Here is a 17,571-nt window from a genome sequence, read left to right as displayed (position 1 = left end):
TCACTCATGCCCTGTTAACGCCCCAACCACTTGGGCGCCGGCTGAAATGTTGACCCGTTGAGACCGGCGGGCGGCTCATAATGGTGGCACTCTGCCGCCGGAGTAAGCTCATGTCCGCAAGCGTTGTGATCCGATCGCTGGCACGCACGGCCCGTCCGGGCCTCGACGAGCGCGCCCTCATGACCGCCGTCCTGAACGGCGACGATGCCGCCTTTGCCGAGTTGGTTCGCCGGTACGGCCCGATGGTGCTGAGCGTCTGCCGCCGGGTGCTCGGATCTGGCGCTGACGTCGACGACGCCTTCCAGCTCACGTTCCTCGCCCTGGTCGAGCACGCCCGCAGCCTCCGCGCACCCGCCGCGCTGCCCGGCTGGTTGCACCGCACCGCGTTTCGCGCCGCGGTCAAACTCAAAGCCCGGCGCCCTCCAGTCGTGGTGGCCACGGAACCGGTTGTTGACCCGGAGCCGCTCACCGACCTGTCGTGGAACGAGGTGCTGGCGATGCTCGACGAAGAGCTGAACGCGCTGCCCGAACGCCTCCGCGCGCCGCTCGTGCTGTGCTTCCTGTCTGGGCGGACGCGTGACGACGCGGCGGCGGCACTCGGGGTATCGCTCAGCACGCTCAAGCGGCGTGTGGCCGATGGGCTGGACCGGTTGAACCGGCGGCTCGTCCGCCGCGGTGTGGTTGGTGCGGGTTTGGTCGCGGCTGCACTTGGCGGGGACGCCGGGTGGGGGCTGAGCGCCGCGGTGCCAGCGGCCCTTGCCCAGCGCGGGGCCGCTGTGTTCGGAGCACGGCGGATGGGGGCGGTTGTTACTTTTCCTTTCGTGTCGTGGAAATCGGTGATACCGGTCGTGGTGCTGATGGGTGGGCTGGTCGCAGCCGGGGCCTCGCTGATCGGCTCCGAGACCTTAACGGTGGCGCCCCCGCTGAAAGAGGGAAACGCCGAGCCGCCCGCCCAAGTGAGAACGCGGGCGGACGCGTTCGGCGACCCGCTCCCCGCCGGCGCGCTCATGCGACTGGGAACGCTGCGAGGTGCGGCCACAGTTACGAGCTTCGGCATCGTCGCGGACGGGGCCGTGCTGACCGTGGGCGAGGAAGGCGATTTGCGGCTCTGGCAGCCCGAATCGGACACACCGGAACCCGCCGTGCGACTACCGGTCCGGGTATCGGACGAATGGTACGGGCGCTTCCGGTCGTACATTTCTTCCGACGCCAAGCGCGTCGCCTGTTGCGCCCCTGAATCCGTGATCGTGTACGAGCGCCGTGGAGAAAACGTTCCGGCCGAGATCGGGAAGTTCAAGTTCCCCCGGGTCGAATCAGGTGCCTTTGCTTCCGACGGTAAGAAACTTGTTGTCGTCACGACAGAAAGCAAAAAGGACGAATACGCGGTCCATGTGTGTGACGTCCAGACGGGGCAGTCGCGCGCCCTCGTGACCGATCTTCGCCACATCCGAGAAGTTCGCTTCTCGGCGGACAGCCGGCGCGTGGCGGTTAACACGGTCCACGAGCTATTGGTGTTCGATTTTGGCACCGGCAAGCAACTGGCCCGGTGGTCGGTCGACGGGCTCAAGCTGAGTCACGTCGCCCTGAACACCACGGGCGATGTCGTCGCAGCACGCGTTTACAAGGTGGCTACGGAAGAATACCTCGATGTCCGGTTCTTTGAAGCGGTCACCGGAAAGGCGCAGAAGGGAGCAACTGGTACGGACGGCGGTGACTGGGTAACGTTCGCACCGGACGGGAAGACGGTTCTGATCGGCGACGCCCGCGGCGTCCGCTGGTGGGACCCGATCGCGGGGCGGCTGCTCCGCCAGTTCGACGGAGCCACCGGTGAGCTTTCGTACGGTGCGACGCCGGTCGCGCGGTTCACTCCGGACGGGAAGGTGCTCGTCGCGACGACCGGCCGGGTCTTGTTCCGGTGGGACGCGGCGACCGGGAAACCGCTGTTCCCCGAGGTTCACGCCGGCTCACACTTCGGAAAGGTCCGCGCGCTGGGCGTATCGGCTGACGGGACGCGCTACGCGACCAGCGCCGGCTCACGAATCCGGGTCTGGGATGCCGCGACCGGGAAACCCGTCGCGACCGTGCCCAGCGACAACCAGTGGCCGCACAACCTGGAGTTCTCCCGCAACGGCAAAACGCTGTTCGCGCCGGTCGGTGGTGAAATCGTGCAGTGGGACGCGGCCACGGGAACGGAACTCCGGCGGTTCGCTGTGGACCCGAAGGAGCCGCGCCAGATGATGGTGATCGGGCTGCGGTTGTCGGACGACGACACGACGCTGACCGGCGTCACACTCGGGCGGGTGAAGGGCACGCGCACTTCGGTGTTCACGACCTGGGATGCGCAGAGCGGTCGGCGGCAGTTCACGAAGAAGTTGGACCCGTTCGACTGGAACGCCCGCCGCTATTGCATCAATTTCTCACCCAACGCCCTCTACGCGTCGCTCCACGGCGACGTCTTCCTCACCGCGGACGGGCCGACGAAGGGGTTGCTCCCGCCGCGCACGCTCGGGCCGGGCTTCGACGCCGGCGCGTTCTCGGCGGACGGCGGCCGGATCGCCTTTACGTACATCGACGAGAGCGGCCCGCGGCGCGTCATGCGCGGGGTCGTTTACGGCGTGGCCACCGGGGCCAAGTTGTGCGACCTGCCGGCCGGGTCCAGCGGGCGCGTGGCGCTGAACTCGGACGGCAGCGTTCTCGCGGCGGCCGGTCTCACCGATCTCACGTTTTGGGACACAAGCACCGGAAAGCTGCTCGCGCGGCACCGGTCGCCGCCCGCCGAGAAGGGCGACACCATTTACTCGTTCGCGGAGGTCATGCGTTTCACGGCCGACGGCACCAAGCTCATCACCGGTCACGCGGACACGACCGCGCTGGTGTGGTCTGTCCCGAAGGTTCCGAAGTGACCTCTGAGGTGCCGCGTCCCGCGTCAGCCCACGCGGGCCGGCCCATTCGCGGTCCGGAATTGAACCGTCCGCGAACGAACGTGGCACGCTCGGCGAGTACCCGCGTTACTTCTTTCCGATCGCGTAGAGGTGCGTTTTGGTTCGCAGGAACAGCTCGTCCCCGGCGATCGCGGGCGACGCCATGAACCCGCCGTCGAGTCGGTTTTCCGCCAGTAGCTCGTATGAGGCGGCGGCCTTCACCACGAACGTTTTGCCGATCTGGTTGCAGAAGTACACGTTGCCGTTCGCGTACACCGGGGACGCCGAGAACTCGCCGTCCAGCCGCTCGGTCCAGTGCAGCTTCCCGCTTGTGGCGTCGAGGCAGGTCGCGACGCCGTTGTCCGCGGCCATGAACAGCAGGTTGCCCACCACGATCGGCGACGGCCGCACCGACACCCCCTTCGCGGCCTGCCACACGACCGCGTCTTTCGGCACCTCGCCCTTGAGCATGTCGGGCTTGAGCGCGAACAGCTTGCCGCTGCTCCCGCTGGTGGCGTACAGGAGCCCGTTCGCCAGCACCGGGCGGAGCGAGCCGTTCATCCCGCCGTGCGCGAACCGCCACTGCTCCGCGCCGCTGTTCGGGTCGTAGGCGATCGTGCATTCCGCGGACGGGCACACCAGCGAGTCCTGGTTGCCAACCTTCAGCAGCGCGGGCGTGGCGTATGCCTTCTTGTGGTCGCCGTCGGCCGGGCCGGGGCCGTACTTGATCTTCCGGTCGGCCTTCCATTTGGTTTCCCCGGTCTTCTTGTCGAGCGCGACCACGTACTGAAGGTCGGCACCGTCGAAGATCAGGTACACGAGATCACCGTACACCGCGACCGACGAGCCGGGGCCGCGGAAGTGGTCGCATTTGAAGTCGAGCCGCTCCCAGAGCGTCTTTCCGGTGTGGGTGTCGATGCAGAACGTGCCGAGGCTGCCGAAGTGGGCGTACAGCCGGCCCTCTTCGAGGAACGGCGTGCCGGACGCGTAGGTGTTGAACGGGTGGCAGTACTGCGGGTTCAGAACGCGGCCTAGCTTCAGGTCGTGGAGCACCTTGCCGGTCTTGCGGTCCAGCCCGATCGCGAACAGGCTCACCTCTTTCACCGGGTTGGCCGGCGGCCCGCCCTTCTTCTTCGGCGGCGCGGGATCGAGCACCTCGTCGGAGGTGGTCACCCACACCTGATCGCCGAGCACCACCGGCGACGACCACCCTTTACCGTGGATCTCGGTCTTCCAGGCGAGGTTCTCCTTCTCGCTCCACTTGGTGGGCGGGTTCTTGCTCGGGGAGTGTCCGTCGGCGGTCGGCCCGCGGAACCCCGGCCACGAGTCCGCGGCGAACGAAAGCGAGGCGAAAGCGAGCGCGAGGGTCGCGAGGGAGAGGCGGGTGCGCATGCGACAGGTTCCGGTTAGGCGGGACAGCCGGGTTAAGCGTACCGGGAAGAACTGGCGGTTACAACGGACAAGCCGGCCGTAGCGAGCTAAACTGCTTTGCGAACCCCTCGGCGCCCGCCCGCGAAGGCGGCGCGGCCGCGCGCACCGTGCGGGTTCGCTCGAACTACCCCCGCCCTCGCGGGCGGGGTTCGCATGGGGCCTCTCTACATGCCCGCGTCGAATCCCGAACTCGATCGGATGAACGACCTCGCCGAGCTGCCGTCGTGGCGGCGGTGGGGGCCGTACCTGTCGGACCGGCAGTGGAGCACCGTCCGCGAGGACTACTCCGGCACCGGCGACCCGTGGGCGTACTTCCCGTTCTGGCACGCGCACCGCCGCGCGTACCGGTGGGGCGAGGATGGCCTCGCGGGACTCAGCGACGACCAGCAGTACCTGTGCCTCGGTCTGGCCCTGTGGAACGGTCAGGACCCCATCCTCAAGGAGCGGCTGTTCGGGCTCCCCAACGAGGACGGGAACCACGGCGAGGACGTGAAAGAGCTGTACTACCACCTCGACGCCACGCCGACGCACAGCTACCTGAAGTTCCTCTACAAGTACCCGCAGCGCGCGTTCCCGTATGAGCCCCTCCAGCAGGAGAACAAGCGCCGCAGCCGGTACGAGCCCGAGTACGAGCTGCTCGACACCGGCGCGTTCGACGACAACCGCTACTTCGACGTGTTCGTGGAGTACGCGAAGGTCGGGCCGCGCGACATCCTGATGCGCGTCACCGCGCACAACCGCGGCCCGGACGCGGCCGAACTGCACGTCCTCCCGCAACTGTGGTTCCGCAACACGTGGGCCTGGAAGCCGGACCAGCCGCGCCCGGCAATCATGCACTCGTCGCACGGCGGTCTAAAACTGTTCCACCCCGAGTGGGACGCGTACCGGTTCTGGGCCGGCGGGGCGACCCGCTCGAACGACACGTTCCACGAGGGCGTGCCGTCGCTCACGCGCCTCGGGTACCTCTTCACCGACAACGAGACCAACTCGCCGGCGCTGTTCAACTCCCCCGCGGAGGGCTACTTCAAGGACGCCTTCCACGAGTACGTGATCCGCCAGAACAAGGGAGCGGTGAGCCCGGAGGGCACGGGGACGAAGGCGGCGGCGCATTACCAGTTCAGCGTCCCCGCGGGCGAGTCGGTCACCGTGCGGTGCCGGCTCCGGCACGCGTCGGACGGCCCGGACGACCCGTTCGTCAACTTCGACCAGATCTTCGCCGACCGCATCGCCGAGGCCGACACCTACTTCGCGGCGTTCCAGAAGGACATCCCGGACGAGGACGCCCGCCGGGTGCAGCGCCAGGCGGTCGCGGGGCTGATCTGGACCAAGCAGTTCTACCAGTACGACACGTACCGCTGGCTCAAGGGCGACGCCGCGACGATCACCCCGCCGGAGCAGCGGTGGTACGCGCGGAACAGCGACTGGCAGCACTTCAAGGCGTCCGACATCCTGTCGATGCCGGACAAGTGGGAGTACCCGTGGTTCGCCGGGTGGGACTCGGCGTTCCACGCGGTCGCGTTCGCGCCGTTCGACCCGGAGTTCGCCAAGGACCAACTGCTGCTGCTGTGCCGCGAGTGGTACATGCACCCGAACGGCCAGTTGCCGGCCTACGAGTGGAACTTCTCGGACGCGAACCCGCCGGTCCACGCCTGGGCCGCGTGGCGGGTGTTCCAGATCGACCGCAAGTACCGCCACATGGCCCGCACCGGGGGCCACGTCCAGCACGGGGACCACGAAGAGGACGCATGCGACGCGGACTGGGACTTCCTGGAGCGGGTGTTCCACAAGCTGATGATCAACTTCACCTGGTGGGTGAACCGCAAGGACGCGCAGGGCCGGAACGTGTTCCAGGGCGGGTTCCTGGGGCTCGACAACATCGGCGTGTTCGACCGCAGCCACCCGCTGCCGACCGGCGGCTTCATCAACCAGGCCGACGGCACCGCGTGGATGGCGATGTACGCACTCAACCTGATGCGCATCGCTCTGGAGCTGGCGACGCGCAACCCGGTGTACGAGGACATCGCGATCAAGTTCTTCGAGCACTTCCTCGGGATCGCGAAGGCCATGACCGACATGGCCGGGAAGGGCGTCGGGCTGTGGGACGAGGAGGACGGGTTCTACTACGACGAGCTGACCCTGCCGGACGGCCGCGTGGAGCGCCTGAAGGTGCGCTCGATGGTGGGCCTGATCCCGCTGTACGCGGTGGAGGTGCTGGAGCCCGAACTGCTGGCGAGGATGCCGAACTTCGCGAACCGGATGCGGTGGGTGCTGGACAACCGCGCGGACCTCGCGGGCCTGGTGTCGCGGTGGTTCGAGCCCGGGCGCGGCGAGCGGCGTTTGCTCTCGCTGCTGCGCGGGCACCGGATGAAGAAGCTGCTGGCGCGGGTGCTGGACGAGAACGAGTTCCTCAGCCCGTTCGGCGTGCGCGGGCTGTCCCGGTACCACCACGACCAGCCGTACACGTTCCGCATGAGCGGGCACAGCGTGACGGTCGGTTACGTCCCGGGCGATTCGGACACAGGGATGTTCGGCGGCAACTCGAACTGGCGCGGGCCGGTCTGGTTCCCGGTGAACTTCCTCATCATCGAGAGCCTTCAGAAGTTCCATCACTACTACGGCACCGACTTCAAGATCGAGTTCCCGGTGGGCAGCGGGAAGGAGATCACCGTTCAGGAAGCGGGGGTCGAGATCACCCGGCGCCTGACGCGGCTGTTCCTCCGGGACGTGAACGGGCACCGGCCGTGCTTCGGGAAGTACGACAAGCTCCAGGACGACCCGCACTTCCGGGACTACCTGCTGTTCCACGAGTTCTTCCACGGCGACCACGGCGCCGGGCTGGGCGCGAACCACCAGACCGGCTGGACCGCACTGGTGGCGAAGTTGCTGGTGCCGCGCCGCGGGGAGAAACTGTACGACGAGTTGCTGGCCGCGGAGCCGGCCCCGATCCAGGGGCAACCGGCGGGTGTGTCGGTGGGAACGTCCGCACGCACCGGACAGCACTAACTGGATCGAGTCGCCTGGCGAGCGGAGGGCGTGAGCCCTCCGAGGCGACACCACCGAACTGGCGCAAGCGAAGTGGCAAGTGCGCACCGCCGTGCGTAATGGTTCTCCAAGCGAACTGGCGAGCGGAGGGCGTGAGCCCTCCGAGGCGATACCACCGAACTGGCGCAAGCGAAGTGGCAAGTGCGCACCGCCGTGCGTAATGGTTCTCCAAGCGAACTGGCGAGCGGAGGGCGTGAGCCCTCCGAGGCGACACCACCGGACCGGCGCAAGCGAAGTGGCAAGTGCGCACTGCCGTGTGCGTGTGATTTCTGCTCGGGCGCTCGCGGTAACCGATTTCGCCCGGCTCCCCGGGTAATGTCGGCTCGGAGGGCTCACGCCCTCCGCTCGCCAAGCTCACTCGGGGTAAGGTCGCACCGTCGTGCGCGCGCAGTGTCTACTCGGAGTGCTAGGCTCGCCCGGCGACTTATCGCTTGGCGGTTTGTTCTTCCACCACGAACTCGTGCCGGCCGCCGCGCACCGTGACGCGGAAGATCGTTTCCTCAATGTGCTCCGCCCGGCGGCCCTTGAACCCGGTTTCGAGCCGCGCGAGCTGCTCCTCAAGCTCTTTCGGGAAGAACGCGAAGAACGTTTTCGGCGTCACGTCCAGCCCCAGCGCGCCTACCACCCCCACGACCGCGTCCCGGCGGGTATCGCCGAACTGAATCTTGCGCGCGAGCCGCCGGAAGTCGTCGTCGGTCGCGGTCCGCTTCTGCGAAGGCTTGTTCAGGTCCGGGAACAGGATGCTCTCCTTATCGTTCGGCGGGAGCGGGACCAGGATCTCGGCCCCCATCGCGCGGAGCTGTTCGAGGTAGTCGCGCCCGTTGGCCACCTGGAACCGGAGCACCCACCGCAGCCCGCGTGCGCGGGTCGAGTCGGCACCCGTTCCCCCCGGTCCGGCGCCCGGATCGCCGCTGTCTCCGCGACCCGCACCAGGGCCGCTCCCTTTTTGCGAGCCGTTGCCGAGCAACTTCTTCCGAAGCTCGTCGTCGAGCTGGCTGTACTTCCCCAGGTTCTGCGGCGAAATCGGGATGTTTTCGCTCGGGTCATCCAGAACGATCTTCTGAATCTTCTCTTTCGCTTCCGCGATCGCCTGCGGCGTCGGTAACACGTCTCGGAGCGCCTGCTCCGGAGTTACGTCCTTGATGATGTTCGGGTCCGGGTTCCCGCCCGATCCCATTGAGCCCAGCCCCGACTCATCCAGGCCACGCACGTCGACCATTTCCAGTTTCGGGTCCGGGGTCTGCGTACCCGACATGAGCGAGAGCAGCCCGAACACGAGCACCACGAAGACGATCACGTGCAGCAGAACCGCTGCAACCGCTGCGAGCGGGAACTCCAGGCGGCGGTTGTACCGCTCCCAGAACTCCTCCTCGGGCAGCGTCCCGATCGCGAACGGTACGGGCTCTTCTGGGGCCTGAGCGTCTTTCGGGTTCGGCGACTGCATGGCGAAGCTCCGTGGCGGGCGTCACATGTACTAACTTACCCGCGCCGCAGCCGTTTGCGAAGAAACGGCCCGCGGTTCGCGCGGGCGAGGCGCGATCCGCGGGCCGTTTCTTCGCAAACGCTCGCGCTTACTTCTTCACTTCGTACTCGGCGTCGATCACGTCGTCCGGGCCGTCCTTCGTGCCCGGGGGCGGGGTGCCGGCGCCCGGGGTGGCGCCGCCGGTCTTGGAGTACATGTGCGACGCCATCGCCTGCGACGACTGCTGGAGCTCGGCGGTCGCGGCCTTCACCGCCGCGAGGTCGTTGCGGCCGATCGCCTCCTTCAGCTTGGCGATGCCCGCGTTGATCGGGGCCTTGTCCGCGTCGGTCAGCTTGTCGCCGGCGTCTGCGAACATCTTCTCCAACTGGTGGATGAGCCCCTCGCCGGCGTTCTTGGCGTCGGCGAACTCGCGCTTCTGCTTGTCCCCCTCCGCGTGCGCCTCCGCGTCGCGCTTCATCTTCTCGACCTCGTCCTTGGTCATCCCGGACGAGCCCTCGATGCGGATCTGCTGCGACTTCCCGGTGCCCAGGTCCTTCGCGCTGACCGACAGCACCCCGTTGGCGTCCAGCTCGAACGTCACCTCGATCTGCGGCGTCTGCCGCGGCGCCGGCGGGATGCCGTCCAGGTGGAACTTGCCGATCAGCTTGTTGTCCTGGGCCATCGGGCGCTCGCCCTGGAACACCTGGATCTCGACCGACGGCTGGTTGTCCGCCGCGGTGGTGAACTTCTCGCTCGCCTTCGTCGGGATCGTCTTGTTCCGCGGGATCATCACCGTCATCACGCCGCCGAGCGTTTCCAGCCCGAGCGACAGCGGGGTCACGTCCTGGAGCAGGATGTCCGCGGCGGCCCCGAGGAGCAGTTGCGCGCCCTGGATCGCGGCGCCCACGGCCACCACCTCGTCCGGGTTCACCCCGCGGTGCCCCTCCTTGCCGAAGATCTCCTTCACCAGTTGCTGCACCCGCGGCATGCGGGTCATGCCGCCCACCATCACCACCTCGTCGATGTTCTGCGGCGTGTACTTGGCGTCCTTGAGGGCCGCCAGCACCGGCTTCTTGCACCGCTCGATCAGGTGCTCGGCCAGCCGCTCGAACTGCACGCGGCTGATGCTCGTCACCAAGTGCAGTGGGTTGCGGTTCTCGTCCGCCGTGATGAACGGCAGGTTGATGTCCACGTTCGTCTGGCTGCTCAGGTCCTTCTTGGCCTGCTCGGCGGCCACCTTCAGGCGCTGGAGCGCCATCTGGTCCTTGCGGAGGTCGATGCCGTTCTGCTTCTTGAACTCGTCGGCGATGTGGTCCATCAGCACCTGGTCGAAGTCGTCGCCGCCCAGGTGCGTGTCGCCGTTGGTGCTCTTCACCTGGAACACGCCGTCCTCGCCGACGTCCAGGACCGAGATGTCGAAGGTCCCGCCGCCGAGGTCGAACACGGCGATCTTCTGGTCCTTCTTCTTGTCCAGCGCGTAGGCCAGCGCCGCCGCGGTCGGCTCGTTGATGATCCGCATGCGTTGCTTGACGACCTTGCCGTCCTTGTCGCGCATCTCGTATTCGGTGTCGAACCCGGCAATGGCCGCGGCGTCGATGGTGGCCTGCCGCTGGGCGTCGTTGAAGTACGCCGGGACCGTGATGACCGCTTTACGAACGGTGTGCCCGAGGTACGCCTCCGCCGCTTCCTTCAGCTTGCGGAGCACCATCGCCGAGATTTCCGGCGGGGTGAAGTTCTTCCCGTCGATGTCCACCTTCACGAGGTCGTTGGCGCCGCCGACGATCTTGTACGGGACGAGCTTCTCTTCGCTCTCCACCTCGTTGTGCCGGCGGCCCATGAACCGCTTGATCGAGTAGATCGTGCGGCGCGGGTTCGTCACCGCCTGGCGCTTGGCCTGGTCGCCGACGAGCCGGTCGCCCTTGTCCGTGAACGCGACGACCGACGGCGTGGTGGCGTTGCCGTCCTGGTTCGGGATCACCTTGACCGTGGTGCCGTCCATGACGGCGACGACGGAGTTGGTGGTCCCGAGGTCGATGCCGATAATTTTCTCTTCCGCCATAGTGTGTTCCCTTTCAGGTAGTGGTACGCGCCGGAGCGCCGAGTGTGCTGCGTTTCTCGCGGACGGGGCCGGCCCGAACGCCGGTGCTGCTGGTTCCCGTTCGCTCGACTGCTACTTGGATTGAGAAAGTTCCTTCGCGATTCAAGGTTTTCGCCGCTAATATGCAAGCACCATGCCGTCGGGCCAATTGGCCGTATATCGGGGCCGCAAGATACAACCGGCTTTGAACTTGCGGCATTCGCTGGGCAGTTTGAGCTTGCTCCCGGTGCCGACCGGCTGACATTTCAGCAGCCTTGTTGCAACGTCGCGTCAGTGATGGGATTGCGACGCCGGCAAATGTCGCCCTGGGGTCACATCTGGCGCATCCGGTGCCACGCGAATCGGAACGGACTTTGCCGGGTTCGTTGACGGATCCGCACCGCGCCGGTAGATTCACCGCAATTCTAACGACCTCCCGCACGCGGGTCCGGACCATCATGGCACGCAGTAAAAGCGAACCCAGCTCGAATTCTGCGCCCGATAAGGGCGCCGCGAACCTCGCCGCGCTCCGCGCCCAGATCGACAAGTTCGACACCAGCATCCTCGAGCTGCTCAACAAGCGGGCGGCGGTCGCGGCGCAAATCGGGAAGGTGAAAGCGGATCAGGGCGAGGTGGTGTTTTCCGCCGCCCGCGAGGAGGAGGTCATCGCCAACGTCCTGGCGGCGCACAAGGGGCCGCTCGCGCCGGTCACCGTGAAGGCGATTTTCCGCGAGCTGATGAGCGGGTCGCGGGCGATCCAGCGGCAGCAGAAGATCGCGTACCTCGGGCCGGAGTACAGCTACAGCCACCTGGCGGCGATCCAGCGGTTCGGCGAAGCCTCCGTGTACAACCGCACCGCCAACATCGCGGCGGTGTTCGAGGAGGTGGTTCGCAAGCACGCCGATTTCGGGGTCGTGCCGCTCGAGAACTCGACCGACGGCCGCGTGGTCGACACGCTCGAAATGTTCATGCGGTTCCCGGACCAGGTCCAGATCTGTTCCGAAATCCGGCTGCGGGTGCGGCACCACCTGCTGGCGAACTGCGCCCAGTCGGAGGTGCGGCGGGTCTACTCGAAGGAGCAGGCCCTCAGCCAGTGCCGCAACTGGCTGGCGAAGAACCTGCCGCAGGCGTCGATCCACCCGGTGTCGAGCACCGCGGACGCCGCCCGCCTGGTCCAGACCGAGGACCACGTCGCCGCGGTGGCCAGCCGCGAGGCGGCGGTGCGGTACGGGCTCGGGGTGGTCGCGCAGAACATCGCCGACTCGCCGTTCAACGAGACCCGGTTCGCGGTGATCGGGGCCACGGACTCCGCCAAAACGGGCGCCGACAAGACCGCGCTCATGTTCCAGATCAACCACACCCCGGGCGCGCTGGCCGACGTGCTGACGGTGTTCAAGTCGAACAAGATCAACCTGACGTGGATCGAGTCGTTCCCGTTCCGCGAGGCGAAGGGCGAGTACGTGTTCTTCGTGGACTTCGACGGGCACCGCGACGAGCCCAAGGTGAAGCGCACGCTCGCCTCGCTGGAAGAGCTGTGCGACACGCTGACCGTGCTCGGCTCGTTCCCGCAGGCCCGCGCGGAAGACGAGTGACCGCCCGCCGCGTGCGCCGGGCGGTCCCGGCGCGGCGGCTCCCCTGTCACGGCCCGGCACATCCTGTAGCATGAACAGGGTCGGTGGAATCTCCTGACAGATCGTTGAGAACCGACCACCGACCACCGACGACTGACCACCACCCTCCCATGATCCTCGTCATCCGGCCGGACGCCACCCTGGAACAGATCGATCACGTGATCGAGCGGGTCCGCGAGCTCGGGTTCACCGCGCACGTGAGCCGCGGTGAGGCCCGCACCATCGTCGGCGTGATCGGGGACGAAACCAAGCCCGGGTCGGAGAACTTTTCGGCCATCACGGGTGTGGAGCAAGTGCTGCCGATCATGAAGCCGTTCAAACTGGCGAGCCGCGAGTTCCACAAGTCCGACAGCGCCGTCTACGTCGGCAAGGTGAAGATCGGCGGGGGCAGCCTCGCGATGATCGCCGGCCCGTGCGCGATCGAGGGGTACGAGGTCCTCGACGCCATCGCCAAGTACGTGAAGGCCGGCGGGGCCAACATCCTCCGCGGCGGCGCCTTCAAGCCGCGCACCAGCCCCTACGCGTTCCAGGGGATGGGCGAGGACGGGCTCAAGATCCTGCGCGACGTGGGCGACAAGTACGACATGCCGGTGGTCACCGAGGTGATGGACCCGCGGCAGGTCGAGCTCGTGTGCCGGTACACCGACATGTTGCAGATCGGCGCCCGCAACATGCAGAACTTCGACCTGCTCAAGGAGTGCGGGAAGGCGATGAAGCCCGTGCTCCTGAAGCGCGGGATGAGCGCCACGGTCAAAGACCTGCTGATGTCCGCCGAGTACGTGCTCTCCGAGGGCAACAAAGATGTCGTGCTGTGCGAGCGCGGCGTGCGGAGCTTCGAGGACAGCACGCGCAACATGCTCGACATGAGCGCGATCCCGAACGTGAAGGGCCAGAGCCACCTGCCGATCATCGTGGACCCGTCGCACGCGACCGGGCGCCCGGACCTGATCCCGGCGATGTGCCGGGCGAGCGTCGCCGCCGGGGCGGACGGGGTCCACGTCGAGGTGCACAACTGCCCGGAGAAGGCCCTCTCCGACGGCCCGCAGGCGCTGCTCCCGCACCAGTTCCTCGACCTGATGGGCGACCTGCGGAAGCTCGCCGGCGCGCTCGGCCGCGAGTTCTGGGCGCCGGCGGAGAAGTAAGCGGCGGGCGGGCCGACCGATCGAGTTGTGAGCGCGGGTCCGATGGAGGCGGTCGTATGCGAACGCGCCGGCGGCTCTTGGCCCTTCTCGTCGTGCTGTCCTTGCTCGCGGCGGTCGGTACTGTTGTGGCGACTTCGATCCGGCGGCCGGAACCAGTGGCCCCTCCGGAGCGCCCGTTCGTTCCGTTGGAGGCCATCGCCGCGTCGCATCTTGGGTGGGAGGTCGTCGCACCACCTCAACTGCCGGGACCGTATCGCTTGTCCCCCTGGGGTGGTTCACTTCTGGGCGCCGGCAACGGCGGTTCGATGACCAGCCGGGTGCGGAACGACTCCGGCGCAGTGACTGAGGAAGTCCTATTGAAGTGTGACCCGGCCTTCGACCAACTCGTCGTGTTCCTGGACACCGCCGCCGGCGACCGTACTCTTGTCGTGATGCGCCGCGCGAAGTGAGTGAGCCGGTCCGGCGCCGTCTCAAAATAATGCAGATGGGGATTTGATCGATCGTGCCGCGAGGTGCGATTACTGGCTCGTTCTTCGCTGTCAGGCCACCGCCGCCACAACGTTGCGGCCGGGGCGCCGGGAGATGCTATGCCGACTCGCAAGAAGTTCGTCGCCGGGAACTGGAAGATGAACACCACCCTCGCCGAGGCCAAGGCGCTCGGCGCGGCGGTGGCGAAGGGCGTGACCGACGACCGCGTTACGGTCGCGGTGTTCCCGCCGTACCCGTGGCTCACCGCCGTCGGCGAGGTTCTCAAGGGCTCGCCCGTCGCGCTCGGCGCCCAGGACGTGAGTTCCGAGAAGAAGGGCGCGTTCACGGGCGAGGTGAGCCCGGCGATGCTGCTCGAAACCGGGTGCAAGTACGCCCTCATCGGCCACAGCGAGCGGCGGCACATCATCGGCGAGAGCGAAACGTTCATCAACCACAAGGTCCACACGGCGCTCGAAGAGGGGCTGAGTGTCGTCCTCTGTATGGGGGAGACGCTGGCCGAACGTGAGCGCGGGCTTCAAGAGCGGGTGTTCCAGCGCCAGGTGTACGCCGCCTGCGCCGGGCTCACCGACGAGCAGTTCGGCCGGATCGTTATCGCCTACGAGCCCGTCTGGGCCATCGGCACCGGCAAGGTCGCTACACCCGAACAGGCGCAAGAGGCGCACGCCTTCGTGCGGTCGAAACTTCGGCAACTCTACGGCGATAAAATCGCCGATTCGACTCCCATCGTGTACGGCGGTTCGGTTACCCCCGACAACACCGTGGGTTTGATGAGCCAGCCCGATGTCGATGGTGCGCTCGTCGGCGGGGCCAGCCTCAAAGCCGACTCGTTCCTCGCCATCGTGAAGGCCGCCGGCTAACCCGTGATTCACAAAGCGGTTACGAGTTGTTGATTCCGCGACTGTGCGGAGACGGGTCGGAACCTGTCGCCGTGCAGCCGCCGTTCGTTCCGGTCGGGCCGATGCGTGGAACTCGGGCTTCCCGTACCGTGGCGAATTCGTACAGTAGCAGTTCAGCCGAATTTAAGGCCCGCAGAAGAGTGGAGGTCGGCCGTGTCTCTCATCGCCGCGTGGTGGCCGTCGCACGTGCTCAACGCCATCGTCCTGGGCATCGGGTTCCTGCTGATGCTGCTGGTGCTGATCCAGCGCGGCAAGGGCGGCGGGCTCGCGGGGGCGTTCGGTGGCGCCGGCGGGTCGAGCCCGTTCGGGTCGCGCGCCGCCGACCAGTTCGTCAAAATCACCCTCTGGCTCGCGGGCGTGTGGGTGCTGATTATCATGATCCACGTTAAAGTGGTGAAGTACGACGTGGAAGCCGACAAGAACAAGTCGCAAATCACGAGCACGAGCTGATGTGTGTTCTGGTTCGTCGGCCTCTTTGGGGCCGACGAACCGCGTTTCCGCGAACCCGCCCGCCCGCGGAAGGGTCACTCTTACCCTTTCCCCATCCTTTGCAGACGAGGCGCACCGGCGTGTTGCTGAGCATGACCGGGTTCGGCGCGGCCCGTATCGACGCCGACGGTTTCGGCGTTGCGGTCGAAGTTCGGGCGGTCAACAACCGGCACCTGAAACTGACCGTGCGCGGGTCCGATCCGTACCCGCTTCTGGAAAGTGAACTGGAGAAGGTCGTTCGCCGGCACGTCCGCCGCGGTACGCTTCACGTTCACATCCGGGTGGAGCGACAGGGCGCCGCCGCAGCGCCGGTGCTCAACACCGCCGTTCTGGGCGACTACCTCAAGCAACTCCGGGCAGCGTGCCTCGCCGCCGGCACGCCGGAACTGCTCGCCTCGCTCGCCGCCGGCGCGCTGAGCTTGCCCGGGGTCGCTCCGGAAACGCGCAACGGGGCCGCCCCGCCCGACGACGAGTGGCCGGTGGTGGAGAAGGCCCTTGAGGCCGCGCTGGTGAAGCTCACCGAAATGCGCCGGGAAGAGGGCAAAGCGCTCGCCACGGAACTGCTCGGCCACCGCCAGACCATTGCGGACCAACTGGACGCGATCAAGACGCTGCTGCCCGGCGTGGTGACCGAGTACCGGCACCGCATTCTGGAGCGCGTCAAAACGGCCGTGGCCGACGCCGGGCTGGTGCTGAACGCCGAGACCGTCGTGCGCGAGGTCGCGCTGTTCGCCGACCGCACCGACGTGTCGGAAGAGGTGATGCGGCTGAGCAGCCACCTCGATCAGTTCGCGGCCCTGCTCTGGAAGGGCGAGGAGGCCGGCCGCAAGCTGGAGTTCGTCATTCAGGAAATGGGCCGCGAGACCAACACCATCGGCTCCAAGGCCGGCGACGTGGTCATCAGCCGCCACGTGGTCGAGATGAAATCGACGTTGGAGAAATTGCGGGAACAGGTGCAGAACGTCGAGTAGAATGGGTAATTGGCGGTTTGATATTTGTGATCGCCGGTTGAAACGCGGCGAGGCCCCGGCGAGTTCCTTCGATCGACATCCGCAACCCGCACCAACCGGCAATGTTCCCACCTTCACCGGCGCCGCTGATCGTCGTTTCCGGGCCGAGCGGCGTCGGGAAAACGACCCTCGTGGACCGGCTGCTCGCGGGCGCGGGCCACAAGCTCCGGCGGGCGGTCACCGCGACCACCCGCGGCCAGCGCGCGGGCGAGCAGGGCGGGGTGGATTACCACTTTTGGACGCAGGACGAGTTCCGCCGGGCGATCGCCGAAGACCGAATGCTGGAGTGGGCCGAGGTGTTCGGCACGGACCTGTACGGCACCCCGCGTCTGGAAGTGGACCCGTACCGGGTGGGCGGGACCGGGGTGATCCTGGTGATCGACGTTCAGGGCGCCGGTCGCGTCCGCGCGCTGATGCCCGACGACCATCTGTCGGTGTTCATCGCCCCGCCGAGCATGGAAGAGCTGGAGGCCCGGCTCCGCGGGCGGAACGACACGAGTGAGGAGCGCATCCGGCGCCGGCTCGAAACGGCCCGGATGGAACTCGCCCAGGCGGACCAGTTTCATCACCGAATCGTGAACCGAGACCTCGACGCCGCGGTTCGCGAGTTGGACCACGTGATTCGCGAAAAATTCCACTGCTGAGGGTGCGACCATGCTCGACGAGCTGAAAGAAGAAGGCATCGTGAACAAGGTGGGCGGGCGGTTCAAGCTGTCCACGCTGATCCAGAAGCGCATGGTCGCGCTGAACAACAAGGCCACCCCGCTGGTGGACACCCGCGGCCTGCCGGACCGCATGGCGGTCGTGATCCAGGAGATCCTCCAGGACAAGATCTACCTGGACGCGTCCGGCGAGGTGCAGTCGAAGAACCAAACGGTGATGGCGAACCTGCCCGGCGCGTACCCGGGTATGCCCGGCGCCACCCCGCCGGCCCCCGGCTCGACGGCCAAGCAGTCGGACGAGTGATTTCGGCCTCGAACG

General features: G+C 67.0%; 13 protein-coding genes. 10 read left to right on the top strand and 3 right to left on the bottom strand.

Annotated elements, in window-relative coordinates:
• Positions 1 to 110: 110 nt before the first annotated feature.
• Positions 111 to 2,903 (top strand): sigma-70 family RNA polymerase sigma factor, encoded by a 2,793-nt coding sequence (locus R5W23_RS08285; protein WP_320685927.1) that lies wholly within the window; start codon positions 111 to 113, stop codon positions 2,901 to 2,903.
• Between the two features lie 105 nt (positions 2,904 to 3,008).
• Here R5W23_RS08285 and R5W23_RS08280 read toward each other — a convergent pair whose 3' ends face one another.
• Positions 3,009 to 4,313, bottom strand: a complete 1,305-nt coding sequence (locus R5W23_RS08280) for an outer membrane protein assembly factor BamB family protein (RefSeq protein WP_320685926.1) — start codon at positions 4,311 to 4,313, stop codon at positions 3,009 to 3,011.
• Positions 4,314 to 4,520: 207 nt separating this feature from the next.
• Between R5W23_RS08280 and R5W23_RS08275 the strand changes: the two genes are divergently transcribed.
• Positions 4,521 to 7,355: an MGH1-like glycoside hydrolase domain-containing protein gene (locus tag R5W23_RS08275; protein ID WP_320685925.1), complete on the top strand. Its 2,835-nt coding sequence runs from the start codon at positions 4,521 to 4,523 to the stop codon at positions 7,353 to 7,355.
• A gap of 463 nt (positions 7,356 to 7,818) precedes the next feature.
• Here the strand turns inward: R5W23_RS08275 and R5W23_RS08270 are convergent, their stop codons facing one another.
• Together R5W23_RS08270 and dnaK are read right to left on the bottom strand one after the other, a co-directional pair.
• Entirely contained in the window at positions 7,819 to 8,838 is a 1,020-nt protein-coding gene (locus R5W23_RS08270) for a hypothetical protein (RefSeq protein WP_320685924.1), read from the bottom strand.
• A 127-nt stretch (positions 8,839 to 8,965) separates the two neighbouring features.
• The gene (dnaK, locus tag R5W23_RS08265) at positions 8,966 to 10,915 is read right to left on the bottom strand and encodes a molecular chaperone DnaK (protein ID WP_320685923.1); all 1,950 of its coding nucleotides are present in this window, start codon (positions 10,913 to 10,915) and stop codon (positions 8,966 to 8,968) included.
• A gap of 476 nt (positions 10,916 to 11,391) precedes the next feature.
• Here dnaK and pheA point away from each other — a divergent pair, with 476 nt between their 5' ends.
• From pheA to R5W23_RS08225, 8 genes are all read left to right on the top strand, one after another.
• Positions 11,392 to 12,525, top strand: a complete 1,134-nt coding sequence (gene pheA, locus R5W23_RS08260) for a prephenate dehydratase (protein ID WP_261186313.1) — start codon at positions 11,392 to 11,394, stop codon at positions 12,523 to 12,525.
• Positions 12,526 to 12,674: 149 nt separating this feature from the next.
• Positions 12,675 to 13,706 (top strand): 3-deoxy-7-phosphoheptulonate synthase, encoded by a 1,032-nt coding sequence (aroF, locus tag R5W23_RS08255; RefSeq protein WP_010047574.1) that lies wholly within the window; start codon positions 12,675 to 12,677, stop codon positions 13,704 to 13,706.
• 56 nt (positions 13,707 to 13,762) lie between these two features.
• Positions 13,763 to 14,155 (top strand): hypothetical protein, encoded by a 393-nt coding sequence (locus R5W23_RS08250; RefSeq protein ID WP_320685922.1) that lies wholly within the window; start codon positions 13,763 to 13,765, stop codon positions 14,153 to 14,155.
• A gap of 138 nt (positions 14,156 to 14,293) precedes the next feature.
• The gene (gene tpiA, locus R5W23_RS08245) at positions 14,294 to 15,052 is read left to right on the top strand and encodes a triose-phosphate isomerase (RefSeq protein ID WP_320685921.1); all 759 of its coding nucleotides are present in this window, start codon (positions 14,294 to 14,296) and stop codon (positions 15,050 to 15,052) included.
• Positions 15,053 to 15,244: 192 nt separating this feature from the next.
• Positions 15,245 to 15,541 (top strand): preprotein translocase subunit SecG, encoded by a 297-nt coding sequence (gene secG / locus R5W23_RS08240; protein ID WP_320685920.1) that lies wholly within the window; start codon positions 15,245 to 15,247, stop codon positions 15,539 to 15,541.
• Positions 15,542 to 15,660: 119 nt separating this feature from the next.
• Positions 15,661 to 16,551, top strand: a complete 891-nt coding sequence (locus tag R5W23_RS08235) for a YicC/YloC family endoribonuclease (RefSeq protein ID WP_320685919.1) — start codon at positions 15,661 to 15,663, stop codon at positions 16,549 to 16,551.
• A 101-nt stretch (positions 16,552 to 16,652) separates the two neighbouring features.
• Positions 16,653 to 17,234: a guanylate kinase gene (gene gmk, locus R5W23_RS08230; protein ID WP_320685918.1), complete on the top strand. Its 582-nt coding sequence runs from the start codon at positions 16,653 to 16,655 to the stop codon at positions 17,232 to 17,234.
• Positions 17,235 to 17,244: 10 nt separating this feature from the next.
• Positions 17,245 to 17,556, top strand: a complete 312-nt coding sequence (locus R5W23_RS08225; RefSeq protein WP_010047590.1) for a DNA-directed RNA polymerase subunit omega — start codon at positions 17,245 to 17,247, stop codon at positions 17,554 to 17,556.
• Positions 17,557 to 17,571: the final 15 nt, after the last annotated feature.

The organism is Gemmata algarum (genome assembly GCF_034097035.1).
Taxonomy (GTDB): domain Bacteria; phylum Planctomycetota; class Planctomycetia; order Gemmatales; family Gemmataceae; genus Gemmata; species Gemmata algarum.
This window is presented reverse-complemented; position numbering and strand designations above follow the sequence as displayed.